The sequence below is a fragment of the Bacillus sp. RO1 genome, assembly GCF_012524115.1.
In the GTDB taxonomy this organism is placed as follows: domain Bacteria; phylum Bacillota; class Bacilli; order Bacillales; family Bacillaceae_I; genus Sutcliffiella_A.
In genome coordinates, this window is sequence record NZ_JAAZWB010000085.1 from 1 (window position 1) to 25,839 (window position 25,839).

25 protein-coding genes are annotated in these 25,839 nt (G+C 40.0%); 11 read left to right on the plus strand and 14 right to left on the minus strand.

Going from position 1 to position 25,839, the window contains the following annotated elements:
- Positions 1–738 precede the first annotated feature (738 nt).
- The 3 genes from HC179_RS16195 to HC179_RS16205 form a co-directional block, all read right to left on the minus strand.
- The gene (locus HC179_RS16195) at positions 739–1,314 is read right to left on the minus strand and encodes a superoxide dismutase family protein (protein ID WP_168865257.1); all 576 of its coding nucleotides are present in this window, start codon (positions 1,312–1,314) and stop codon (positions 739–741) included.
- Positions 1,315–1,435: 121 nt separating this feature from the next.
- The gene (locus HC179_RS16200) at positions 1,436–1,639 is read right to left on the minus strand and encodes a hypothetical protein (RefSeq protein ID WP_168865258.1); all 204 of its coding nucleotides are present in this window, start codon (positions 1,637–1,639) and stop codon (positions 1,436–1,438) included.
- Positions 1,640–1,724: 85 nt separating this feature from the next.
- The gene (locus tag HC179_RS16205) at positions 1,725–2,483 is read right to left on the minus strand and encodes a peptidylprolyl isomerase (protein ID WP_168865259.1); all 759 of its coding nucleotides are present in this window, start codon (positions 2,481–2,483) and stop codon (positions 1,725–1,727) included.
- 88 nt (positions 2,484–2,571) lie between these two features.
- Between HC179_RS16205 and kapB the strand changes: the two genes are divergently transcribed.
- Positions 2,572–2,952, plus strand: a complete 381-nt coding sequence (kapB, locus tag HC179_RS16210) for a kinase-associated lipoprotein KapB (RefSeq protein ID WP_168865340.1) — start codon at positions 2,572–2,574, stop codon at positions 2,950–2,952.
- 47 nt (positions 2,953–2,999) lie between these two features.
- Here the strand turns inward: kapB and kapD are convergent, their stop codons facing one another.
- Positions 3,000–3,623 (minus strand): 3'-5' exonuclease KapD, encoded by a 624-nt coding sequence (gene kapD / locus HC179_RS16215; RefSeq protein WP_168865260.1) that lies wholly within the window; start codon positions 3,621–3,623, stop codon positions 3,000–3,002.
- Between the two features lie 220 nt (positions 3,624–3,843).
- Between kapD and HC179_RS16220 the strand changes: the two genes are divergently transcribed.
- Together HC179_RS16220 and HC179_RS16225 are read left to right on the plus strand one after the other, a co-directional pair.
- Positions 3,844–5,031, plus strand: a complete 1,188-nt coding sequence (locus HC179_RS16220; protein WP_240948558.1) for an MFS transporter — start codon at positions 3,844–3,846, stop codon at positions 5,029–5,031.
- A gap of 72 nt (positions 5,032–5,103) precedes the next feature.
- Positions 5,104–5,805 carry a DNA alkylation repair protein gene (locus HC179_RS16225; protein WP_168865261.1) on the plus strand — a complete coding sequence of 234 codons (702 nt, stop codon included), beginning with the start codon at positions 5,104–5,106 and terminating at the stop codon, positions 5,803–5,805.
- A gap of 34 nt (positions 5,806–5,839) precedes the next feature.
- Here the strand turns inward: HC179_RS16225 and HC179_RS16230 are convergent, their stop codons facing one another.
- A complete protein-coding gene (locus HC179_RS16230) occupies positions 5,840–6,223 on the minus strand; it encodes a hotdog fold thioesterase (protein ID WP_168865262.1) in 384 nt (127 codons plus the stop codon).
- A 255-nt stretch (positions 6,224–6,478) separates the two neighbouring features.
- On the opposite strand from HC179_RS16230, the gene HC179_RS16235 reads away from it, so the two are divergent.
- Complete coding sequence (locus tag HC179_RS16235) at positions 6,479–6,751, plus strand: ArsR/SmtB family transcription factor (RefSeq protein ID WP_339149880.1); 273 nt, start codon at positions 6,479–6,481, stop codon at positions 6,749–6,751.
- Positions 6,752–6,808: 57 nt separating this feature from the next.
- Here HC179_RS16235 and HC179_RS16240 read toward each other — a convergent pair whose 3' ends face one another.
- A complete protein-coding gene (locus HC179_RS16240; protein WP_168865263.1) occupies positions 6,809–7,432 on the minus strand; it encodes an SIMPL domain-containing protein in 624 nt (207 codons plus the stop codon).
- 59 nt (positions 7,433–7,491) lie between these two features.
- Positions 7,492–8,103: a DedA family protein gene (locus HC179_RS16245; protein ID WP_168865264.1), complete on the minus strand. Its 612-nt coding sequence runs from the start codon at positions 8,101–8,103 to the stop codon at positions 7,492–7,494.
- A 145-nt stretch (positions 8,104–8,248) separates the two neighbouring features.
- On the opposite strand from HC179_RS16245, the gene HC179_RS16250 reads away from it, so the two are divergent.
- Positions 8,249–9,097, plus strand: a complete 849-nt coding sequence (locus tag HC179_RS16250; protein WP_168865265.1) for an SDR family oxidoreductase — start codon at positions 8,249–8,251, stop codon at positions 9,095–9,097.
- Positions 9,098–9,172: 75 nt separating this feature from the next.
- Complete coding sequence (locus tag HC179_RS16255; RefSeq protein WP_168865266.1) at positions 9,173–9,568, plus strand: YuzC family spore coat inner layer protein; 396 nt, start codon at positions 9,173–9,175, stop codon at positions 9,566–9,568.
- Positions 9,569–9,614: 46 nt separating this feature from the next.
- Here HC179_RS16255 and HC179_RS16260 read toward each other — a convergent pair whose 3' ends face one another.
- The 7 genes from HC179_RS16260 to HC179_RS16290 form a co-directional block, all read right to left on the minus strand.
- Positions 9,615–12,569 carry a carbohydrate binding domain-containing protein gene (locus HC179_RS16260; protein WP_168865267.1) on the minus strand — a complete coding sequence of 985 codons (2,955 nt, stop codon included), beginning with the start codon at positions 12,567–12,569 and terminating at the stop codon, positions 9,615–9,617.
- Between the two features lie 67 nt (positions 12,570–12,636).
- Positions 12,637–13,974: a glycoside hydrolase family 30 protein gene (locus HC179_RS16265; RefSeq protein ID WP_168865268.1), complete on the minus strand. Its 1,338-nt coding sequence runs from the start codon at positions 13,972–13,974 to the stop codon at positions 12,637–12,639.
- Between the two features lie 157 nt (positions 13,975–14,131).
- Positions 14,132–15,463 carry a GH1 family beta-glucosidase gene (locus HC179_RS16270; protein ID WP_168865269.1) on the minus strand — a complete coding sequence of 444 codons (1,332 nt, stop codon included), beginning with the start codon at positions 15,461–15,463 and terminating at the stop codon, positions 14,132–14,134.
- Positions 15,464–15,500: 37 nt separating this feature from the next.
- Positions 15,501–16,331 (minus strand): ABC transporter permease subunit, encoded by an 831-nt coding sequence (locus HC179_RS16275; RefSeq protein ID WP_168865270.1) that lies wholly within the window; start codon positions 16,329–16,331, stop codon positions 15,501–15,503.
- 12 nt (positions 16,332–16,343) lie between these two features.
- The gene (locus HC179_RS16280; protein ID WP_148979094.1) at positions 16,344–17,228 is read right to left on the minus strand and encodes a carbohydrate ABC transporter permease; all 885 of its coding nucleotides are present in this window, start codon (positions 17,226–17,228) and stop codon (positions 16,344–16,346) included.
- Between the two features lie 265 nt (positions 17,229–17,493).
- A complete protein-coding gene (locus HC179_RS16285) occupies positions 17,494–18,804 on the minus strand; it encodes an extracellular solute-binding protein (RefSeq protein WP_168865271.1) in 1,311 nt (436 codons plus the stop codon).
- Between the two features lie 112 nt (positions 18,805–18,916).
- Entirely contained in the window at positions 18,917–19,936 is a 1,020-nt protein-coding gene (locus HC179_RS16290) for a LacI family DNA-binding transcriptional regulator (RefSeq protein ID WP_168865272.1), read from the minus strand.
- Between the two features lie 446 nt (positions 19,937–20,382).
- Between HC179_RS16290 and HC179_RS16295 the strand changes: the two genes are divergently transcribed.
- Genes HC179_RS16295 through HC179_RS16315 form a run of 5 tightly spaced genes read left to right on the plus strand, consistent with a single transcriptional unit; the run spans position 20,383 to position 25,799 of the window.
- Positions 20,383–21,246: an ABC transporter ATP-binding protein gene (locus HC179_RS16295; protein WP_168865273.1), complete on the plus strand. Its 864-nt coding sequence runs from the start codon at positions 20,383–20,385 to the stop codon at positions 21,244–21,246.
- Positions 21,246–23,540 carry an ABC transporter permease gene (locus HC179_RS16300; RefSeq protein ID WP_168865274.1) on the plus strand — a complete coding sequence of 765 codons (2,295 nt, stop codon included), beginning with the start codon at positions 21,246–21,248 and terminating at the stop codon, positions 23,538–23,540. The genes HC179_RS16295 and HC179_RS16300 overlap by 1 nt, the downstream gene beginning before the upstream one ends.
- Entirely contained in the window at positions 23,537–24,145 is a 609-nt protein-coding gene (locus HC179_RS16305; RefSeq protein ID WP_168865275.1) for a sigma-70 family RNA polymerase sigma factor, read from the plus strand. The genes HC179_RS16300 and HC179_RS16305 overlap by 4 nt, the downstream gene beginning before the upstream one ends.
- Positions 24,096–24,911, plus strand: a complete 816-nt coding sequence (locus HC179_RS16310) for a hypothetical protein (RefSeq protein ID WP_168865276.1) — start codon at positions 24,096–24,098, stop codon at positions 24,909–24,911. Before HC179_RS16305 ends, HC179_RS16310 begins: the two co-directional genes overlap by 50 nt.
- A 15-nt stretch (positions 24,912–24,926) precedes the next feature.
- Positions 24,927–25,799, plus strand: coding sequence for an ABC transporter ATP-binding protein (locus tag HC179_RS16315; protein WP_168865277.1), 873 nt, complete (start codon positions 24,927–24,929; stop codon positions 25,797–25,799).
- Positions 25,800–25,839: the final 40 nt, after the last annotated feature.

The window sequence follows — 25,839 nt, forward strand, 5'->3', positions numbered from 1 at the left end:
GAGGTCTTCATAACGGCTATGAAGACTCCTCTACTCCTTTTTCCTTGTCACCAAGGTCTTCATACTCGCCATGAGGACTTCCCTACTTCCCTTATCTCGTCTTCGAGGTCTTCATAACGGCTATGAAGACTCCTCTACTCCTTTTTCCTTGTCACCAAGGTCTTCATACTCGCCATGAGGACTTCCCTACTTCCCTTATCTCGTCTTCGAGGTCTTCATAACGGCTATGAGGACTTCTCTACTCCTTTTTCCTTGTCACCAAGGTCTTCATACTGGCCATGAAGACTTGTCTACTCCTTTTTCCTAGTCACCAAGGTCTTCATAATCGCTATGAAGACTCCTCTACTCCTTTTCCTTGTCACCAAGGTCTTTATACTGATCATGAGGACTTCCCTACTTCCCTTATCTCGTCTTCGAGCTCTTCATAACGGCCATGAAGACTCCTCTACTCCTTTTTCCTTGTCACCAAGGTCTTCATACTCGCCATGAAGACTCCTCTACTCCTTTTTCCTTGTCGCCAAGGTCTTCATACTCGCCATGAAGACTTCTCTACTCCTTTTTCCTTGACACTCAGGTCTTCATCACGACGATGAAGACTTCTCTACTCCTTTTCCCTTGTCACTCAGGTTTTCATCACGACGATGAAGAATTGCATGAAGACTATTCTACAATTTGATTCTTTTATACATTCCTAAACAACAAAAAAACACACCCCATTGAGTGTGTCTTATTTTGTTATTATTCTTTCTCGGCTTCGTCTACCGGTTCTTCCACAGCTTCATTTTTTTCTGCGACTTCTTTTGTGATGACACCGCATGCTATTCTCTCACCGGAGTCTCCTGCCGGCTGGGTCATGCCGTCATCAATGTTTTCGGTAATGATAATGGCTGTTCCATCTTTTCCAAATAAAGAGGTTTTTCCCTCTTCTAATGTTGCTTGTGGTGCCATCAGTTCTGCAATGACCGTTCCGTCATCTTCCACAATGATGTTTGGCAAGTCCCCTACATGCGCTCCTTCAGGATGCATAAGTCCATGCTGTTTATCGTCAGGATTGAAGTGATTGCCTGCTGTTTTGAAATCCGGCGCATCACATAAGCCTTTCTCATGAATATGTACAGCATGCTCTCCGGGAGGAAGCCCCTCTAGATTCAATTCAATCTTCACACCATTTGGATCTTCCGAAATTTTTGCTACTCCAAGAGAGTCGCCAGTAGCATTAAAAATCTCTACATCAAGTGCCGTTATCTTGCTCTCCATACAACCTGTAAGGATTAAGCATAATAGAAAAGGCAGGATAACTATTTTAGCTCGCATAAACTAATTAACCTCCAATAAATCGTTTTAAAAGAGTTTCCCCGAAAAGGAGGGGGAATATGTTTTTCTTTAACAAAAAAAGGCTCACTCACCGACATGGGTGAATGAACCTTTATGCATTTCAATCTTTTATAACTTTTTCTCTTCGCAACTGTTCCTCTAATGCCTTCGCCTTCTGGCTTTCACTTTTGGAAACTTTGATAATATATCGAAAAACAAAAATGGCAGCTATAAAGAAAACGGCAAAGGTAATCCCTGCAGGAATGTACTCAGATTTATCTTCTGGAAAATATAAGAATAGTTGTAACATAAAAAAATTAAGCATCGTTACCACACGACCTTTCAAAGGTTATGAACTTATTCATTATATCAAAAGTTTCTGCAAGGAACCAATCTAGGCACACACTTCCTTATTTTACTACGGTCATCTTTTCTATCACGACATCTTCTACTGGCTTGTCTGCTTCTCCAGTCTCCACTGTTGCAATGGCATCAAGCACTTCCATACCTTCCACCACTTGTCCAAATACGGTATGTCTAAAATCTAGTCCAGGTGTCCCGCCATTCTCCTCATACAATTCTATTACTTCTTCAGGATATCCAGCTTTGATCATTGATTCCATTGTGGCTTCATCTACCTCTTTAGCATGAACAATGAAGAATTGACTTCCGTTAGTATTCGCTCCAGAATTCGCCATAGAAAGAGCACCTCTGAAGTGTAGCATCTCACGACTGAACTCGTCTTCAAACGGTTGTCCATAGATACTTTCTCCACCTCTACCTGTACCTTCTGGATCTCCACCTTGAATCATGAAATCTTCTATTACACGGTGAAAGATCAATCCATCATAGTAGCCATTTTCTGCATGTGTAACAAAGTTCTCTACTGCTTTTGGTGCTGCATCTGGATAAAGGTTTACAACCATTTTCCCTTTTGTTGTTTCTATTTCTACAGTACGGATTGTCTCACTAGTGTTCGTAAACTGTTGAAACTCACCAACTTCCACTTCCTCGCCGGCTCCTTCATCTCCTGTGTCTTGGCCTGCATTTTCTTCAGTCTGTTGTTCGTTTGTTGCATTATTGCTAGTTGCATTTTCTTCGTTTGTACTTGTCCCACAACCTGTTACAATAAGAAGTAGCGCAAGCATCATAATCATCAATTTTTTCACGTGTCACACCCCATATTTTATTTACTTAACAAGATATTACTAAATATAACAAAAAAAATCACTATCTGAATGCGAAAGGGGACTTATGATGGAGAAAATAGAGGTTGGTAGCATCGTAACCGGGATTTATAAAACTGGAAAATATATTGGGGAAGTAACAGCTATTCGCCCTATGCATTATTTAGTTAAAGTAAAAGCAGTTTTGAAGCATCCACAGCAAGGGGATTTGCACGCACCTAAAGAAACGGACGTTCCGCTCTTTCATGAGCGTCGGGCTTTGGCCTTTCATGAACAGACCAACATACCTAAAAACATGGTGAAGCCCTATGATGGGGAGATTCTTGATTACAAAGAATCATTGAGAATTGCACTACACTCAGCAACGCAAGCACTCGAGAATGACGAAAGCCTTTGGGCAAAAAGAAGCATAGAAAACTTTTCTATTTTAAAAAAGGATTATAAGCTTTGATGATAGCAAACTAAAAGCCAAATCTCCTGACTATGGGATTTGGCTTTTTATAAGGCATATTTGTTTATTATCTTGGAAAGGTCAATTCGGTCTCCGATTGTAGTAGGTTCTGGTTTGGCAAGATAACTTTTGTCCTTTTCAACGAGTCGAAAGATATTAAACGTCGTAAGCGCATCATCCAGTGCGCGATGGTGCTTACCTGTTCCTTCCTTTCCGTATTCTTGCACAGCTTTCCATAACCCTGTTTGATTTTGGTCACCAAAGAATTTCTTGTATTCCATCGAAAGATCAACATGCTTGCACGTCAATGGAAAAGGTACTCCGTGATAATCACAGTTGTTTCTTAGCACCTTCATATCCATATTCCCCCACGTTACAACTGTTCCCCTCTCTTGCACGTTATAGGAATTCAAAACGTCTATCAACTCTTCAAAACTTGCCCCCTCAAGGACATCCCTTTGACTGATATTTAAGAATGACTTACAACGGTTAGTCAAAGTGGGAAATGCGGTTGGACGAATATAGTTTGAATATTGGTCCATTATTTTATCTTTTTCCACTACAACAATTCCAGCTTCAATGATTTCGGGGAAAAAATTTTTGGGATAATTTCTATTTTCAGGCATTGAAAATTCAAAATCAATAAACAAGTGTATCGGTGTTGACTTCATGGTTCCCCTCCCTCTTTAATTTTCAGAATTTTATTACTATATTATATCACGGTGAATAACGTTTTTAGCACGAAATTCACTCATTTTTCCAAAAATAAAGCTTGTTTTGTTGATTTTCCTGGAGAATGCGTTATTATTTAGTTATACGAAATATTTAAAATCCGAAATTTATGAAGAGAAGGTGACGATCATCTCCATATCAGGACGAAACTTGTTCATCATGTGGATTGCGAACTTTTTCGTTGCTGCTAGTGCTACTATGATTCTCCCTTTCTTATCCTTATTCATTGAGACGTTTGGGAATTACTCCGATTCCTATGTACAGCGTTGGTCGGGATTTATTTTTGGCATTACCTTTCTCACAGCGTTTTTCGTTTCACCAATTTGGGGGAGAATTGGGGATAAGTACGGTTTTAAGCCGATCTTGTTGTTAACAGGAACAGGGATTGCAACCAGCATCCTGTTGATGAGTGTAGTGGATTCTGTTCATGGACTGTTCATTCTCCGGATGTTCATGGGATTGGCAACCGGATTCATCCCGACTTCAATGGCTTTAATCTCCTCTCAAGCACCAAAAGAGATTGCAGGAAAAACACTCGGAACCTTACAGACAGGTACGGTTTCCGGCGGACTCCTCGGTCCATTGATTGGTGGGATGCTTGCGGATTCCTTTGGCTTTGCCTACACGTTTTTCCTTACATCAGCCCTAATTTATTTAGCTGTGATTCTAGTGGCATTTGGCATTAAAGAGAAGAAAAAAAGTTCTGCAAATCAAAAAGAAAAGAAATATTCACGGAAAGAAGTACTTCAATATATCATACAAAAACCGCTATTGCTTAAGATTATGTTCTTATCCATGTTCATCCAAGCGGCCAATTTTAGCATTCAGCCCTTGCTTGCACTTTATGTGAATGAATTAACAGGTGGCATCGCAACAAATATCGCCTTGCTTGCAGGGTTCGCATTCTCTGCCACAGGCTTTGGTAATTTGTTAGCGTCACGGAACTGGGGAAAACTTGGGGATAATATTGGCCATGATAAAGTCATTGTCATTCTTATGCTTGCAAGTTCGATACTCTTTATTCCTCAAGCCCTTGCGACATCGCTATGGCAGCTTGTCCTGTTCCGTTTCTTATTTGGTATGGTGGTAGGTGGCTTGATTCCATGTATGACCGCCTACATCCGTAATGTAGCTCCGTTATCCATGCAGGGAGAAGTTCTTGGCTACAATGTCAGTTTCCGATTCTTAGGGAATGTTATTGGACCAGTAATGGGCGGAATGATTGCTGGCTTTTACGGTATCACTACTGTGTTTTATATCACTAGTTTTATCTTTTTATGCTCAGGAGTGATGTTACTCTATAGCATTCTTCATCCAGAAAGTGCAAAGAAAACAGCAGAATCTTAAAATGCTTGGTTTCACCGCCTCCCAATTTCCTGTATTCTACTAGTAAAAGGACAGGATATCGGGAGGTTTTTTATGGTGAGCATTCCTTTGGATAGGTATCAAAGTGAGTTAATCGATTTCTTTCGAATAAATGGGAATAAACGGAATAGAGAGCCCATGGAAAATTATATGCGCAATCACTTCTCGTTCTTAGGAATAAAGTCGCCTGAGCGTAAAGAGTTATTAAAAAGATTTTTTGTGGAATATGGAAAGCCAGAACGAGATTGGATTCAGCCGCTTGTAACTTTTTTATATACTCAGCCTGAAAGAGAATTTCATTATGCGGCCCTCGCGATGATAGATGTTCATATTAAAAAACTGGACGCAGAGTGGCTCCCCTTTTTGGAAGAATTGATAAGTACAAATTCCTGGTGGGACACAGTGGATCATATTGCACCACATCATGTCGGGGCAATTTTGCTGAGGGAGAAGGCAAGTATTATTGAATATCCAGATAGGTGGATTGTGTCGGATAATTTCTGGCTTCAAAGATCAGCCATTCTTTTTCAATTGAAGTATAAGGAAAAGACAGATGCTCAGAAGTTGTTTACTTATATAGAGGCCACCAAAGGTGCTAAGGAGTTTTTTATTCAGAAGGCTATCGGCTGGGCGTTAAGGGAATATTCCAAAACTGCTCCGGATGAGGTATTGATGTTTATAAAGTGTACAAACCTGGCACCTCTTAGCAGGCGTGAGGGGCTGAAACATATGGCTAGGAGGGGAATGGAGGTTTGATTAACCTCCCCCACTCCTCTTCTCTTATTCTTCATTACCTTTTCTTCAAAATCGCCATCGTACAACGCGAAATGCAAATTAGCGTATCATTTTCGTCTACAATTTTAATATCCCACACCATCGTAGATTTACCTCTATGCAACGGAGTACCAATTGCCGTAACCACCCCATCCTTTTTCCCTTTCAGGTGGTTGGCGTTTATCTCCAGCCCTACACAGATTTCTGTTTCCTTGTCGATCAGATTAAAAGTCCCGATGCTTGCAATCGTCTCAGCTAGGGCAACTGACGCTCCACCATGCAGCAATCCGAATGGTTGGTGCGTGCGGCTGTCTACCGGCATGGTTGCCACCGCTCTTTCTTCCGACAGTTCTACAATTTCTATTCCTAGTAAGTCTATTAGTGTGTTTTCTAGTTCCACTCCTGTTTCCTCCTTTTGTTACCGCTTATCTCTTAATAATACTACTGCAAAAAGAAAATACACAAAGAATAATACACAAATAGGAATAAGTGCCGACCAGTCCAGCATGAATCTTCCCTCCTTTAATGAAATCTTGACTGCAGTTATGTTGAGTCCTAGCTATCTATCGCATATAATAAATTTAAAATTAGAGAGTACTAGAGGTGAAATTAGTTGAAAAAAGAAATCCCTCTACAAGATGTGTCCTTGGAAAAAATGTTTGAAAAATATGAAGCAAAGTACAAAGCCGTTGCAGATAAAAAACGACTGCACATTATGAACATCCTATGTCAACAAGGAGCCATGTGTGTATGCGATATGGTCCCGCTGATTGGGATGCCCCAATCTAAACTTTCCTACCATCTGAAGATTTTGTTGGATGCGGAAATCATTGTCAAAGAAACAAGGGGTACGTGGAGTTATTACTCATTGAACCAAAAGGAAGTAGACAACTTATTATCAGAGGAATTATGTTGCATTTTCCGCTAAAGGAGTTAAAAACAGACCGCCATCTTCCAAATTGGAACACGAATCGGTCTGTTTTTTTTAGTAAATATATTCTAAATTGACGGACGCACTAATGGTGATTTCCTTTGGTTCAATAGGAGTGCTAGCTTTTTCTTGAACCGCTAAAGATGCATAACGTGGCCCTGCAAATACCTGTTGTGTAACCTCCTCCACCTTCATTGGTATGGGAGAAAGGCAAACTTGTAGAGTTACAGCCATTGCATGTGCCTTTTTCGCCCCATCCACAACTGCCAGCTGCAAGACATGACGATAGATTTCGTTATAATTGGAAACTTCAAAGGATACACTCTCGGAAATATTTGCACCATTTTCAAATGCCACATCCACAATGGTGCCAGCTTTTGTAATATCTCTGACTGCTATACGGAGAATGTGGCGGACTTCATAGCCAGATAGGACAGAATTACCTGATGGATCTGTTTTATAACGCGGAAAGGAAGTGTAAGAGGATGTTTCAATGTCTTCTTGAGGAATGCCGGCTGCTATAAGGGCTTGAATCATTCGATTAGCTATCAATCTATTTTCTTCCTGTGCTCGTTGTACATCAGGACTGGTGGTGACCACTCCTAATTGAAGGTACGCAATATCCGGTTGGACTTCTTTTTTTGCGGTTCCTTGAACAAGCATCGTTCGTTGCAACATGACCACCATCCTCTTAACCTTTTATTCTTAGTCTATGAGAGGACGGCTTAACATATACGTTAACGATACTTTTGGAAAATGAAGCTGGGGTCGTTTTGCTTTTTGTACCTGTCATAAGCAAAGTACAGCAGGATAAAAACAGATGAGGCAATCAGCAACTCCAATCTATACACCACGAAAAGCTGTGCATAATTCCACACAAGCCTACCCATGAAGAAGAATGTCGTCACCCATACAATTGCAGATGTATAGGCTGCTATGGCAAACTGATAGTATGGCAGTTTCATAAATCCAGCCAAAAAGGGAACGACATTTCTCACTCCGGGCAGGAAATAGGAAATACATAATGCATAGGCATGATATTTATTCAAAAGTTCTTCCCCCTTTTCAAAGGAAGCTTCCATTTTATCGTGTTTCTTAAGCTTTGAATACACGCCTTTCCCTAAGAACCGTCCTAGAAAGTAACAGGTGGTTAAACTTGCAATCACTCCTAGATAAATTGTGATTAATGCAGGCGATGTCTCAAGGAGTCCCTTTTGTGCGACAATCCCCACTGAGCTCACAAAAACTTCATTAGGCACCGGGATTCCGAACATACCTAACCAAAGCCATATAAACAATCCTATATATCCATATTCCTTTATTATTTCTAAGATAATGGTCAAATCCATGTGACCCCTTCTTTCTGCTTGAAGCAAAGTTTGTTATGCTTCCAAACGCCAAACATCCATTGTCACTGTATAGTATTTATTCCTTTTATATTTTATTAATAAACTATCAAACTCTTTACCAATTAATGCTAGGGAGGCTATTTCCTTGAAAAACAAGACAGTCATCATTACAGGTGCTTCCGGAGGCTTCGGAAAAACATTTACAAAAGCTTTTCTAGAAGTGGGATATCATGTAGTTGCAACGATCAGGGATGAAGCGAAAAAATCCACCTTATTGGAGGGATTGACTCCAAAGGATGCGGGCAATCTGACTTTTGCTTTATTGGATGTAACAGATGAAGAATCCGTTAATAATTTCGGTATCATTGTTCAGGGTCTAGACCGTGTGGATGTGCTAATCAATAATGCTGGTTTTGCTGTAGCTGGTTTTGCTGAAGAGTTGAGTATGGAGGAGTATCAGTTCCAGTTGGAAACCAACCTTTTAGGAGTAATGAGAGTAACAAATCATGTGCTACCGAAGATGCGCAAGGAAGGCAACGGCAGAATTATCAATATTAGCTCCATCAGCGGCTTAATTGGCTTCCCCGGCCTTTCCCCTTATGTTTCCTCTAAATATGCTTTAGAAGGGTACAGTGAGAGTCTCAGACTGGAGGTGAAACAGTTCGGTATAGACGTGGTCCTTGTGGAACCAGGCTCGTTCCAAACGAATATTTGGTCTTCCGGCACCCATATGTCATCCAAAGCTGGAAACTCCAATTCCCCATACCTTGAATTGTTTACGGGGATGAATAACAGACTTCAAAAAGATCGAGAAAAGTATGGGGACCCTGTTGAAGTTGCTAACCTGGTGTTGAAGATAGCCGACATGAAAAAAACTCCCACACTCCGTTATACCGTCGGAAAGGGTGTAAGGGTCTCTCTACTTGCCAAGCGTCTATTGCCATGGAGAGTATGGGAAAAGATTGTATTAAGCCAATTAAGGAATAAAGACTAAATAGAAGGGTGACAACTCTCCATTCCTTTTTACATTACATATAGTACTGTACCGATGAAAAATGGAGGGTTCGTCATGTATTTTTATCAAACCCCTTTCCACCGCCCTGTTTATTATCCAAGAAATGTTTATTTTCCTGTTTACACACATACAATGCCAAGACCATATATGCGGGTCTACCCCGAAGTGGATCCGACTGTTTTTACTGAATCGGCAGAATCCATGCAGCAATTGATGAAAGAGGCCAGCATCATTTTAAAGAAGCTGTCTGATTCCAAAGAGTTCGCATCGGACGTGATGGCAGCTGCACAGGAAGGTAACAAAGAAAAAGTTTCTCAACTATTACTGTCAACAGGAGTGCATTCTGGTGTCAAAGTGGACTTTAACCCAGATGGCATTAATTTGAATATGACGTCTGAAATTCAAGGAAAAGATTGCTGCCACTTGACCATCTCCTTAAGATGGGGATGACAAAAAGGATTACAGGGTCGCCTGTAATCCTTTTTGTTGTTATGGATTATTCCGTTACGTCATCTGTTCCTTCAAGTTGTTCTAGGAAGGCTCTCGCGCCTTGTGCTTCTAGTTTAACATCACGAAAATCGACGTGATGTTTTTTCTTAGAAACACCTTCCATGTTACCTAGCAAGAACTTAAGACCAAGTTGCGCATCTTCTGGTTGGTTCCACTCGAATTGATGGTTTTGCGGTTTTGGACCAATCATCACTATATCCTCAAAAAATCTGTGATAGGATGGAGCTCCATTGTCTACTACCACTTCCATATTTCTAGGATGATTTGATCTTGTTTCCACTTGAAGTTCATATGTTCTGCCACCTGAAAGCTCAAGATTCTCTTGGAAGAACATGATATCCCAAGGGTTAGTACCTAGGTTTTCTACAGTAACAGTAGCATGTTCGTCCTTCGCTATCACGTTCGCTTTAGATGAATTGTCATCATGCTCTCCTTGCACATGCAGATGCCAGTTTTCTATGCTATTAGTAAGATCGCCATTTTTAAGTGGGAATAGCTTCTCTCTTTCTCCTGCTACTTCTACTTTTACATTATCGATGACTACATGGTGCTCTTCATCTGTAATTTCGTTACCTGTTACGTTTCCTAGCAAATATTTAAGACCAAGTTGCTTATCCTCGTTAAGTGTTACTTCATAAGTGTAAGTAGTTGGCTCTGGATTAAGTGAAATCAGCTCTGACAAAGAACGGTTATACGAACTGTCCTCTAACACAACTTCCATATTACGCTCTAAAGTGGAAGAAGCTTCAAAGGAAACCAGATACGTGTTTTCGCCCTTCATCTGCAGGCCTTCTTGCATGAAGATGACATCCCATGGGTTCCATCCTACATTTTTAACGGTTGTTACTGCTTTTCCATCTACCACTTCAAAGCTAGCGTCAGAAGGTCCATCATAAATTCCTTGGACATGGTTATTCCAATGCTCAAGACCGAAGTTGAACTTCCCATTTTTTAACGGGAAAATCTCTTCAAAGGACAAAACTTCTGCACGCAGTTTCTTCGCAAACATAGATACATTATCTAATGTTATGGACCCTGCATTTCCACCTAATAGAAACACTAGTTTTGCTTCTGAGTCATCTGCATTTTGAGGTTGGAAGCTAAACGTTCTGTTCTCTCCCGTTGTAGAAAGGGAAATCGTCTCCCAGCCAGAATAATTTATACTGCCATCATTACTTACAACAGCAACCTGGATATCTCTTCCTTCTAAGGCACTTGCATCAAAGGAAAGTGTGTACTCATTGTTGCTCTTGATGGAAATACCTTTTTGAACGAGTTGAACAGAATCAGGTGCTCCGTCTTCTTTTACATCCACCTTTAATGCTCTTGTATCTTCTTCAACATATGCTTGTGCATCTGCTCCATTTAAGATAAGATTCCAATATGTCATTCGATCCATTCGACCCTGGTCAAAGGTCCCATTATAAATATGGTTGCCATTACGTAGCGGTGGCTTCGCTGCGTCTTCGTTGTATGGATCGATGGCTTCTATTTCTTCGACTTTCACATTTCCAATCCAAACAGAATTCGTATTTAAGCCCATATTGAATTCCAGACGTGCTTTTGCATCTGACTCTGCTTGCATCAGATACGTGTATTCATAGCTTTTTAGTTCAGGAGTTAAGGCTACCTCATAATTTGGTGAATAGAGTGACCATCCACGCGCTTCTCCGCCGCTAACTTTAAGATTCATATTCCTGTTAGAAGCAGCTTTCGCATCAAAGCTAATTTTGTATGTTCTCCCTACTCCTGCAGGTACATGCTGAATCAACTGAATGGAATGCGGTTGTGAACCGGCTTGACCTATATCAATCTTTGCAAATCCATCTTCCACTGAAGCGCTTCCATTTCCACCAAACTGATTTAAATGAACAAAGTTCCATTCATCCTCACTGAACGTTTCCGTTCCATCCTTGATTTCTGTAAACCCATTGTTGAAAGTAGTGTCATAGATATAATTACCATTCACAGGTTCCTTGGATCCTTCCGGTAGCTCTTCTTTTTCAAAAACGGGCTCGACAGGCTCACGATATTGATCTTCGTCCAATTCATATACCTTTACATAATCCACTTCCATCTGTCCTGGGAATTCGGTGGAATCATCTGGACCTCCACCATACCAGCCTCCGATTGCCAGGTTAAGAATTAGATAAAACTCCTGATCAAAAGGTGCGGGGTAGGCGTATTTTGTGCCATTTTCAGTGTTAAAGCTTGTCCAGTTATTAAGCGTTTGAAAAAGCTTACCATTAACATACCATCTAATTTCTCCAGGTTCCCATTCTACAGAATAGACATTGTATCTTGTGATGTCCGCACCTTCTCCAAAATGGTAATCTTTTGCGGTATACGTATTATTAGGCCACTGGCTACCATAATGGATGGCGCCACCTACTGTGTGCACGTCTCCACCAGCTGCCTCCATGATGTCAATTTCACCAGATGCCGCCCAGCCTCCGTACTTGTCTTCTTCTGGCATCATCCAGAAAGCAGGCCAATAGCCTTGTCCGGCTGGTAGTTTGATCTTCGCTTCAAACTTTCCATACTTCTGGTTGAACTTCCCCTTTGTATGGATTTTGCCGGAAGTATAGTCGTATGTTCCATGCTCATCCGAAGCAGCTTCCCTTTTTCCAGTTAGAACGAGATTTCCACCCTTGACTGATACATTATCTTCTTGATAATACTGAAGCTCCTCATTACCCCAGCCACGAACATAGCTACCGTCTGGCTGAACAAAGCCATTTCCTGTATCATAGGACCATTTGGTTTGATCCAATTCAGCCCCATCAAAATTATCTTCCCATACCAGCTGCCAATCTTTTTCTCCATCTGTCATCGTTTGACTGTTCTCTCCTTTCCCTACAGCATCATTGGAATAGACGTGAGAGTACCCCGTTGTCAGTAAGCATGCTGCTAACATGACCGTGAATCCTTTTTTTAACACATTTTTTCCTCCTTCACCCTTTTGTGTTTTCCTTCCTTAAAGTTAGCCCATCACCCCCTTAAAATAATTAGTTGAATACAACAGTTGTAATAGATCTTGCAGGAATGGCCAGTTCCATTACATTCCCTTCAAGCTCAATAGAAGTCTCTTTAGCCGCTTCTGTTTCATTTAAAAGAACGACTGCAATGCTTTCATCTTCATTTCTGAATGCCACAAGTGAAATGTCTGAAAGCTCTGTTTCATGAGCAATTCTCATTGCACCAGGCTTGATGAACTTACTAAAATGACCAATATAATAGTAAGAACTGTTGAAATGGACTTCATCTTTTTCTGTGTCCGCAATGATTGGCGCATCGCAGTAATTTCCTACATGATTTGGCCCGCCTTGCATATCAAGCAAAAGGTTCCAGTCGATAAATCCTTCTAGCCAGTTGTTCATGTCCCCGATGATGTTTCTAGCATAGCGTTCTCCTGTATGCCATGCACCAAGCTTCACTCCACCTTCAATACAACCTTCTGTGAATAATAAATGCTTATCTGGGAATGCCTCATGTACTTTTGATAGATTCTCAAACTCTTCTGATACATACCAGTGGTTGCCTGTTCCCCATACATATTTAGCCGCTTCAGGATCGGATAATACAGTTGTAGCTCTCTCGACAATTACATCTCGATTATGGTCCCAGATGATGATTTTTTTATCGCCAAGACCGTTCTTTTCCATAATTGGACCTAAGAAGTTTTTCACAAAATCTCGTTCTTCCTCTGCTGTATATATACAAGAATCCCATACCTGTGTCGCTTCCGGTTCGTTTTGCACGGAAATTCCCCAAATCGGCACCCCTTCCGCTTCCATTGCCTTGATATATTTCACATAATAATTGGCCCATGCTTCTCTGTACTTTTCTATTAACTTGCCACCATGATTCATTTCACCATTTGTTTTCATCCATGCAGGCGGACTCCAAGGCGATGCTAGAATAGTCAACGTTTCAGCCGCTTCGGACTCTGCTGCTTTTATAAATGGAAGAACGTACTTTTGTTCGCGCTCAATGTTAAAGGACTCAAGGCTCACATCTCCATCTTCCACGTATGTATAGTTCCCTAGCGCAAAATCACTGCTGTGGATTGCAGTCCGACCAAGGTTATATCCTAGTCCTGTTTCTTTATTAAAATAGGCGTTAATAATCGCATCTTTGTTGGCTTCTGACAGCTGTGACCAATTAAAAGCAGCCGCTTCCGTAAAAGCTCCGCCGAAACCTAACCACTCTTGATGTTGTTTTTCAGGAAAAAGCTTTACCGAGGTGCCGTTATTGTCTTCTTTCTGCTTCCAAGCAACCTCACTTATTTCGTCCCAAGGTCTTTCTCCATCTTGCTTCGTTTGAATGACTGTTACATTTTTCATAAAATGACCTCCATTTATTAAGTTCGTGCCAAAATGGGGGAAGTTGATGCCAAATCAGCCCGATTTCGTGCCAAAACCACACGAGTTGATGCCAAAATCCCCCGAGTTCGTGCCAAAACCAATTCTCTTTCAAAAAAAACCACTCAATCCTGAGTGGTTATATACTTCTTGAACTAATAATCTCCTGATATCTCTTAGCACTATCTTTCAAAATTCTTTCCTGCGTTTCAAAGTCCACATATACCATGCCGAATCGCTTATCATAGCCAAACGCCCATTCAAAGTTATCAAATAAAGACCATAGGAAATATCCTGCGATGTTCATTCCTTCTTCATTCAACTCAGCAACAGCTGTAATATGCTTCTCAACATAGTCTTTACGCTCATGGTCATGTACACAACCATCTACCACTACATCGTCATAAGCCGCACCATTTTCAGTGATGTAGATTGGTAGGTCTGTATAGTTCTCTCGAAGTCCTCTAATCAATTCCTTGAACTCCTTTGGAGAGATATCCCAGCCCATTCCAGTTTTCGGGTAATCCGAATATGCACCTTTATTTAGCATTGGTGAACTAGCATCAAACTCAACCAATGATCTTGCGTAATAATTGATTCCGAAGAAATCACATGGAGTTGAAATCGATTCCAAATCTCCTTCTTGAATGAAATCAAAGTTATGAATCAACTTGGAAAACAGGTTAATCATATCCATTGGATAAGATCCTTTGAAAATTGGATCAAGGAACCAACGGTTAGCATAGCCATCTGAATTGTTTCTTGCAATCTGGTCATTGATGGAATCTGTTGGAGCATAAGAAGGTGCCAGGTTAAGTGTAATTCCAATCGGTGTAGAAGATCCGAATTTACCTTTTAACAATTTAACCGCTTCACCATGTGAAAGTAGGATATGGTGTGCTGCTTTTACTCCTTCTTCAAGGTTTGTATGTCCAGGAGCATGATGGCCAAGGTGGTAGCTCAAGAAACTAGCACACCATGGTTCATTGTGCGTAATCCAAGAGTAAACTAGGTCATCTAACTCTTCATAGCACTTCTCTGCAAATTCTAGGAACCATGAAACTGACTCGCGGTTTATCCATCCACCTTGCTCATGCGCCCACATCGGAAGGTCCCAGTGGTATAACGTAACCATTGGCTTAATACCTGCATCCAATAAGCCGTTAATTAACTTTTTATAAAAGTCCATACCTTCTTGGTTATAGACACCTTGTTGTGGGAATATTCTTGGCCAAGCGATAGATAGACGATAGGAATCTACACCAAGGCTTTTAATGATATTGATGTCTTCTTCATAACGGTGGTAGTGGTCACAAGCAACATCTCCTGTGTCTCCATTCCACACCTTACCTGGTGTTCTTGAAAAAGTATCCCAGATGGATGGAGTACGACCTCCTTCATCATGTGCTCCTTCTATTTGATAGGAGGATGTTGCTGTTCCAAAAATAAAATCCTTTGAAAAATTTAACATGCCGTTCACCTCTTCTATTAATCTAGTTGCTTTTTATTTATTCTTTTACTCCACCTGCGGAAATACTGCTAATGATGTATTTGGATAGGAACAAGAAGGTAATCATGATTGGTACAACAGATATCGCGATACCTAAATACATAGAACCTAGATTTTCTGCTACCTTTGATCCTCTCAAGAAGCCCATCATGACAGGTAACGTGTACTTTTCCGGACTGAAAAGAACTACTAGTGGAACAATGTAGTTATTCCAAGATCCAATAAAGGTGAAGATACCCATTGTAGCTACTGCCGGCATCATGATAGGTAAGCCTATCGTATGGAAAATTCTTATTTCACTTGCTCCATCCATTCTGGCAGCTTCCAATAATGTTGGATGCAGGGTGGAGACAAGAAATTGTCGTAGGAAGAAAACAACGAATGGACTTGCTATAGCCGGAATGATTAATGGGATATAACTGTCCAATGTACCTAATGTCTTATTTAAGTCATAGAATCCAATTAGACCTAATTGGCCCGGGACCATCATCAAAATTAATACAGAAACGAATAGAAAATTTTTACCTTTAAAATTATAAATTGCAAACCCATATGCCGTCAGTGCGGAAAAGTATGAGCTTAATACAGTCACACAAATTGCAATAAATACACTGTTACCGAATCCTTGCCAAATATTGACGAAACTTATCAATCTTTCATAGTTTTCCATGATTGCGCTACCTGGTAAAAGAGTGAACCCTTTTTGCAAAATTTCTGAATTGGATCTCGTAGCGTTGATAATCATCATATAAAATGGGATAAAGCTAATAATCGCAAGCAATATTAAAAGCCCGTAGAGGATGCTCTTTACAAAAGTACTTTTATTCACACTAACTCACTCCTAATCCATGCTTTTGCGGTACATAGCTTTAAATGTTGCAAACGAGAAGATTAACGTAATCAAGAATAATCCGTATGCGACCGCTGCGGCGTATCCATAGTTGTTAAATTTAAATGCCTGGTTGTACATATATAAAACCATTGTGTTTAAGGATCCTTGCGGTGCACCCATACCGTCTGTTAATAACATCGGCAATTCGAAAATCTGCAAGCCGCCAATTAGAGAAGTGATCATGATATATAACATAATTGGTTTCAACAATGGCAATGTAATGTGGAACAATGTTTTCCAACGGTTTGCTCCGTCAATAAGTGCCGCTTCATAGTAATCCTTTGAAATACCTGAAATACCTGCCATTAATACGATAAATGTATGACCAAACCACATCCATGCCCCGATTAGAGCAACAGACCATTTTGCTGTAGTAGGATCATTAAGCCAGTTGATTGGCTGAGAGATAATTCCTAAATCCATTAATAAATGATTCAATGTTCCATGATGCCAGCCTAATAAAATACCAAACAACAAAGCTACCGATGCGATAGTAATCAAGTTTGGAAGATAAAGTACAGCACGGAAGAAACCAAGCCCTCTCATCTTCAAGCGGATATCAGAGAACAAAATCGCAAGCCCCAATGCTATCAGCATTTGGAAAAAGAAGTTAACTCCCCAAATGTACCAAGTGTTAAAGAATGCTTGTAAAAAGTAGCTGTCAGTAAGTAGTCTTGTATAGTTAGCCAATCCAATAACTTCTGGCACTCCCATACCGGAGTAGTTTGTAAAACTATAATAGAAGGTTAGTAGTATTGGATAGATGCTAAATATTCCAAAGACGATGAAAAATGGTAGGATGAACAGATAGCCATAATGATCTTTTTTCTTCAAATTAATCGCCTTCTCTCTTATAACCCTGTTAATAAAATAAATGATGTATTAAATAAATAACCTAGCTGTGGATTGGAGCACATGGCGAAGACTCCTGCGGGAGACAGCGGTAGGTTGAGACCCCTGAAGCGTTGTGAGGAGGCTCAAGCACACGCCCTCTGGATAAGCGAAGCCAAGTGCGTAAATCCACAGCGATGGTTTAACAGAGCCTTCTGTAAATGATGTGATGGGAGCTATTTTAGCTCCCACCACATCCCTTGTTGCATTATTCAGGTGTCTTAATATCCGGGTATGCGTTTTTCACTAAACGATAGAACTCTTCAATTGCTTCTTCTTTCGTTTTCGTTCCTTCCACATACTCCCCAACCATAGATCCAAAGAACCCGTCAATCTGCTGGTCATATTTTGTTACAGTACCTGGGTTGATTTTTTGCGCTTCTTCTAGGAAGAACGTATAGTTATTTTGTCCACCTAAGAATGGCTCTTGGAATTCATCCTTGATTTTTTCTGTAACTGGTAAGTAGGAAAGCACATCTCCTGTTTCAGTTGCCCAATCAGTCAAGAACTCTTCATCATGAGTCATCATTTGAACAAATTTCCACGCTAAGTCTTTATTTTCAGAACCTTTGTAAATTCCTAACCAAGTTCCACCCCAGAAGTATGGGTTCGGACCATTTGTTACTGCCCAGTCTCCAACTGTTTCTTCTGTATTTGTTTTCAAAACACTATGAAGACCCCAAGTTGGTAGTGCATATGCAAACACTTCTGTTTGATCAGAACTGTCTTCTTTTACTTCTTCCCAACCTGCATTGTAGTTGATTGGCTCATCCATTGCTGCAAACCATGCAGGAGACCATTCTGGAGCAAATGCTGTTAAGTCTTTGTCTCTAAGTTCTTTTGCATAGTCAAAATAGTTAATTCTACCTTCTGTAAGAACAAGCTCATTATTCTCATTTACCCAAGGTTGAGGATCTTGACCTTGTGCAAACCAACGAACAGCTCCTTCATCAGGGAATAGACGGTATCCAGCGGATTTCAATTCTTCTCCGACTTCAAATAGACCGTCCATCGTACTCATTCTTTCACCGATCTCAGCAGGATCATCTGTACCTAATACTTCTTTAGCAATACTTCTTCTATAGAAGATACCGCCTGGTGTTGTTTGCCAAGATACCGCTTTGATTTTCCCTTCAGAATCTTTCCCTAGATCGAATACATAAGGGATGTAATCATCTGCCCATTCTTGAACGTTGTAAGGCTCTTGGGAAAGGTCTTCCCAATAATCTTGCTCAACCCAGTCTTTAATGAATGCAAGTTCCCCTGTAAATACGTCAGGAGCTCCCTGGCCACTCTCTAAAACTGGACGTAAACGAGTTGGATAATCTTCAATTGGAATAATTGTCAGATCAACCGTTACTCCGTTTTCTTCTTTAAATACATTGATTGGTTCTTGCAACTCATCTGTGAAGGACCATACAGTTAAATCTGCCTTCTTAGAAGAAGACGAGTTACTGCAAGCTGACAATAAGCTTAGCGTCATTACTGCAGTAATAAGAATTAAAAGCTTCTTTTTCACAAAAATACCCCCCTGTTTTGTTATAAAAATACTAAAGCGCTTTCGAAAATGCTTATTTTTAACTAAAGCGCTTTCGTTTTATGGATAAAAAGAGAACTTGTTAGTCCCCTCTTCACTCATCAATTTTAATTGCCTTACACGATTCCCTGATAATAAGTTCAACTGGAATGGTAACGGCTTTGTTGAGCTTTGTTTTGTCATTGATCTGGTCTAATAACAGATCGGCAGCTGTGGAACCAAGTTGATTCATATTCTGTTTGACCGTGGTTAATGGCGGTGCGATATGTTTAGCAATTTCAATATCATCATAACCGATAACTGATATGTCAGCAGGTACGGATAATCCATTTTCTCGTATTGCTTTCATTGCACCAATTGCCATGTTATCTCCTGCAGCATAGACTGCTGTGGGAGGATCATCAAGTGATAATAATTCTTTCATCGCCTGTTCTCCACTTTCCAAGGAGAAAAATCCACCATTTACAATGTAAGATTTCGGAATATTTAAGTCATGTTTTTTAACTGCTTTTATAAAACCCTTTAACCTCTCGGTTCCCGCATACGTTTCCTGATGTCCGTAAATGTGTGCAATCTTTCTGTGCCCTAGCGAGTAAAGATAGTCTACAGCCAACACACTTCCATAACTATTATCACTATAAACTACACTTGATTTGGAGCTATGCATATCAATGATAACGGTAGGTAATGGTGACTCCATCAGTTTTTTTACTTCTGGATCATCAGATACGGAACAAACTACCACTACTCCGTCCACCCCTCTATGCCGGAAGTGGTCAAGATAGCTTTTTTTCTCATTGATGATGTTTCTTGAAACAAAAAGCATGTCATAGCCAAACTGCTCTGCTCTTTGTTTGAAACTTTCAATAACGGCATTGAAAAAGGGATGTTTAATACCAACACCTAAGTTTTCCATAAACACCACTCCGATTGTCCAAGATTTCTTGGTCATCAACGAGCGTGCATGGGAATTGGGGTAATAACCCATTTCATCTACAGCTTGTAGTATCTTTTTTTTGGTTTTCTCACTTACATCTGTATAATTGTTTAATACTTTTGAGACAGTTGTAATGGAGAAGCCCGTCTTTTTCGCAATATCATAAATAGTTGTCATTGTTTTCCCTCTCTCGAACCGAAAGCGCTTTCGAAAGTAATTATAAAATATAATGAAAACGTCGTCAATGACTTTTTACAAAGAAATTTCAGAAATATTGCAGAATGTTACTGGTAAATCTCCCCTTCTCCAAATTCCCTCTAATACTTTAAACCTTTTCCCATCTATTTCGTTATAATTAGTGAAGGATTTAATAATGAATGGAGTTCTCCTTGAGATTGGAGTGCAAGGTGTGAGACTCCTCGAAAATGCTACCGCATTTTCTTCGTGCGATGAATTGCTGCCGAAGCCTTCCTTGTCCTGCGGGGGGTAACGGTAGGTTGAGACCCCACAGGCGAAGCCGAGGAGGCTCAAGCATCGTCCTTTGGATAAGCGAACACCTGAAACGTAAATCTCAAGAAGTTAAACAAATCTTTGATGCAGTTAAACAGAAAGAAGGATTCACCATGATTGAAATTCGCAATCTATCAAAAACATATAAACAACAAAAAGTGCTATCCTCTATCAACCTGCGAATCTCTACAGGAATATTCGGTCTATTAGGTCCAAACGGCGCGGGAAAATCAACACTGATGCGAATTATGGCCACCTTAATGAAACCAAGTACAGGAGACATTCACATCGACTCGATTTCCATCCTTTCGCATCCAGAAAAGGTTCGAAGAATGATTGGCTACCTGCCGCAGCACTTCCATGTCTACCCCCAAATGTCACCAATGGAGATATTAGATTATGTAGGGGTAATGAAAGGTGTTACGAACAAGAAAGAACGCAGAGAACAGATTGAACACTGGTTACACGAGGTAAACCTAACATCCAGAGCCAATGAAAAGGTCAAAACATTTTCCCATGGGATGAAGCAGCGTGTCGGCATCGCCCAAGCATTTATGGGGAATCCGAAACTAGTTATCTTAGATGAACCCACTGTCGGATTAGATCCAGAAGAACGTCTGCGCTTTCGTAATCTTCTGTCTAAAGAAGGTCTTAACAAAAGTATCCTCCTTTCTACCCATGTAGTAACAGATATTGAAAGCAGTTGCTATGAGATAGCGGTAATGAGAAAAGGGGAACTTCTATTAGATGCTACAGTCGAAGAGTTGAAAGAGTTAGCTTGTGGAAAAGTGTGGGAGGGGATTGTGCCATCTGGATACTTAGAAAACATGTCAGAAGATACTGTCCTAAGTTCGGAACATCGGGGCAGCTCTGTGTATGCACGAGTCCTGGCAGATGAAAAGCCGTTTTACGGAGCAAAGATGCAAGAGCCTAGTTTAGAGGATGGTTATCTCGCCTTGTTAGGGGGAACATCCTGATGAGATTCTTAAAACAATTACAACTAGAGAGCCGTTTTCTTCTAAAGAATTGGTTCTTCCTGTTAGCACCTCTTGTATACGGAATAAGTATGTCGTTATGGATGATTAATCGAAATGAAGCGACTACAAATATTATGGGTCAATATGCGGCCGGTTTTTATAAAGCAAATAATGAATTCCTTGCGATTGGGCATACCCTTTCACTTGGAGTACTATTTTTAGCAAGTGTGCTTTCTATTCGGAGAGAGAAACAAACAGTGTTATTAGATTGGACGAATTCATTGCCGAATTCCTTTTTATCCATTATTCTAGCAAAATTTTTATCGCTTTTTATTTACAGCGGTTTGTTTACTTTATTATATTTCTTGATCTTTTTGTGGCAAGGTTCTTCCTTTGGCAAAGATCTCTCCTATTTACTCGAGCATGGCGTAGCATTCTCTATTCAAAGTCAACTTTCTTATGCTGTCACAATCTCTTTAGGGATGGTATTGGCTGTTCTAATAAACAACAGGATTGTTTATATCATCGTATTTTGCGCTTGGATGTTTGGCACATTCTTTATGGAAGGCTATATTATACAACGCTATCAATTATATTTTTTAAAGACGTTTCATCTTAATCAGTTTTTCATGGATATTTCCCATTCTGATGATTGGGGTTACCGTTTATCTAGGAAAGAAACCTTGTATTCGCAGTTATTTGTCTTGTTTTTCAGTCTATTTTTGTTGGCAATTACGATCATGAAGTCATCTACTAATCGAATTTCTTCTTTCGAAAAGAGGAAATGGACTTTCTTTGGACTCGTAACTGCCCTTACCATTGCTTCATTTTTTCCTTACGGGTCTTTATGGACAGAGCGTATAGGACATTATAATCAATTGAAAGCAGGAGCTGTTGACCAGTTTGACCTGGAGAGTGGAAATCTAGTTGACACAGTAGGGGAATTTTACGACATTGATAGCTACACTTTAACAATGGAACGGGTTGGAAACGATAGGTTTCATGTGCGAGCAGAGATGACTATTCCGAGCACGGAGTCATACTCTTCTCTAAATTTTAGTCTGTATCCCTCTTTTGAAGTGGACACCGTATCTTGGAACGGGGTGAAAGCTGATTATATAAAGAAACATCACCTCATCACAGTTCAGGACATAGGACAACAGGAAATAAACCGGTTGGAAGTAGAATATAGTGGAAGTCTTAATGAATGGGGACATGTATACGGAAAAGAAAGAAATTTTGCTTTCTTGAAAAAAGAGGATATGTACCTCCCTTCCTATATAGGTTGGTACCCTCTCCCAGGGAATTATCCAATTTATACTTTATTTAATATGGATACAGAAAATTATATCCATACAATCCAGTATAATCGCTATCTTGAACTGAACCAAGAGCTTCCCGCTTCCGACTTTGAAGTAGAATTGATTGACTTTGACTCTCATGTTTTTAGTACTGGTCATTCTAGCAAAGCAACAACAGATGGGGTGCAGGTATTTACTAGTGAAAATGCGAAAGGTATCACACTCTTCTCAAATAAAGGACTTATTGAAAATACCGAAGATCTCCCTATATCTATCATTGCTCATAAGGAAAACAACCAATTATTACAGCAAAAGCTTGCAGACATGAATGATGTTGAAAAGTATTTCCAGAGGTGGCTTGGTGAATCATTCCAACAAGACATGAAGTTAATATACATTCCATCCCTTGATTTTGTCGGTGCGGAATATTATAACACCAACCTTTTTGATGAAGCCCTTTTCTTTGATGATAGCATCCAGACATATGTACAGGTCGAAGATGGGAAAGTAATAAATAATACGATGACAGATTTGAAATCAAGATTAGTGACGTTTTTGCTGTTCAAGCACAAATCTCTAAACCATTACTATTACGAAGTCCCTGCAGACTCTGTGTTAAAGGGGCTCATAGAAACATATCTGCTTGTTTTTTATAAAGATAATTATGACTTCAAATGGAATGATTTTGAGCAATTTAACGGCACAGAATTCTATTATCTTTCCACTGTCTCTCATATTAACTGGATGACCTCTTCCGCAGATATGACTACCCTAGAAAAGTTTGATGAACTAATTGACTCATACAAACTTCAATATAATGAACAAGTCGTATTGATGGTGGCAAAGGAATGGGAGAAAGGAAATAAAGAAGAGATAAAAAAATTACTCAAAGAAATTTATCAAGATATAAAGACCAATAATAAAGATTCCTTCACCTATGAAGAATGGATGACCTATTGGAATCGTACGTTTGAAAGCGGGGGAATGCGGTGATAAGCGATGAAAAGCTTCTTGAACAGATGGCTGAGGGTGACCAGGCGGCATTTGAAGCATTTGTTCACAGGTACCATGTACCGATACATCAATATACAGAAAGGCTGTTGAAGGATTCTAAAAAAGCAGAGGATGTTGTCCAAGAAACATTCATCCGCCTTCTGAAGCAGCTAAAAACCAAAAAAATACCGACATATCCTAAGGCCTGGTTATACCGAGTGGCTTCTAACATCTGCAAGGATTATTGGCGTAGTGCTCAATATCGTTCAGAAGATACGGCAAAAGAGGAACTTCCGGTTACAGTGGACCAACAGGCATCTGTTGTGGAAATTTATGAGCGCCAAGAAACGAGAAAAGAGATGTTAACTTCCTTGAAAAGTTTGTCAGAGTCACAACAGCAAATTGTGACATTAAGATTTTATCAAGACATGAAATTGAAAGAAATCGCAGACATTCTGGATCTACCTCTCGGAACGGTTAAATCCAATTTGTTTCATGCTTTAAAGAAACTTAAAGGGGTATTATCAAAAGAAGCGGAAAAGGAGGCGAAGAAAAATGAAGGAACAACACAACCAGGACCAAGAGCTGTATCAACTAGAGGATGAAATGAAAGAAATGCTTTCTTCATATGTCGTCAAGTCGCCATCCAGTCAAGATACAAAAGCATTGCTGGCAGCCCTGCAACCCACATTCAATGAAATTGGAATTTCACCCGTAGAAGAGTTTAGACAAGAGGCTATACAACCGCCGAGCTTTCTTTCTCAGTTAAAAGCACAAATATCCTTTTATCAATGGCACTTCTGGATGATGAGTACTCTCATTTTTGTCATGCTGACGTTATTTTCATCCAATGTTTATGTTACAGAAGCAACACAATTTTATCAGTTTGCAATTCCATTATCAATGTTGGTCGGTGTGTTTTATACGTACCAAACATGGAATAAACAAATGCGGACAATTGAGAGTATTACACCTTTTCCACCTGCCTTGTTATTGCTAACTCGGATGGTCATCATCTTAGCCATGAATATTATTTTAGGTATCTTAGGATCTTTTTACCTTAGCTTTAAGGTGCAACATTTTCAACTGCTCCCCTTTTTGTTAGATTGGATTGCACCTGCCATGCTAATCTATGGAATGATTGCCTATGTGATGATGCGAAAAGGAGTAAAGTTCGGTCTAGCCTTTGGGATAGCAGCATGGATAACTCTTATGGTTGCAGGCACTCTTTATCAGGCACAAGGTTATGCATACATTGAGTTTTCACATAGCCAAGTAGCAGGCATACAAAGCTTCTTTGTCACTCTTGGCCTATTACTTTTGTTCTTGGCTTATAAAAAAAGCCTGAAACTGCAAACGATGTTTCGTTAATTGAGGCGATATTACATGATAAAGTTAGACAATATATATTGGAAATATAAACACTTTACCTTAGAGATAGATGATTTGACACTACAAACAGGAATCACCATTTTAGTAGGAAATAATGGGTCTGGAAAGTCCACTCTTTTGCATCTCCTGGCAACCGCTACACGGGCGCCCCGGGGTACAATTCATTACCATGATGACACGATGGACTCAGCACTTGCTTTAGTCAGAAGTAGAATTGGTTTTGTGCCGACAGGAGTAGAACTGTATCCGGATTTCACTCCACTGAAATTATTGATGTATATGGCACAGCTTAAAGGTCTCAGAAAAGACTTTTCCATGCGCCAAATTGACGAATTGCTAAAAGTATTTCATTTGGAGGATGTTAAAAAAAAGAAAGTCAAAAAACTTTCCCAAGGGATGCAACAGCGTTTAGCGTTGGCACAGGCATTTCTAGGAAAACCTGAATACATTTTTTTGGATGAGCCTCTTAACTTCCTAGATATTCATGAGAGGAAAAGCTTATTAAACTATGTAGCAAAACTTGCTCCACATTGCGTCATTCTTGTTGCCACACATGAATTGAATGAGTGGGAACCAGTTTGTAACAAAGTTATATGGATGTATCAAGGAAAAGTCGTCTATTCAGGTAGCAAACTAATGTGGAAGCATCAGCTCCCCCTAAAAGTTTGGACCGGTGAACTTCAGGATAGCTTATACGAGCACTTCTCAACCCAGCACCTTATCGTTTATGCAGGCCGTGTTAAAGATAAACTGACAGTCAGGTGTGCAAGTACCATAAAGCCTGTACATGGATTTATAGAAGCACCACCTACCATGGAAGATGCTTTCTTTATTAGAAAATACACAAAAGAAGCTAAAGATAGATAGCTTCTTTTTTCTTTCCTTCCAGTTCTCTATCACTGTTACA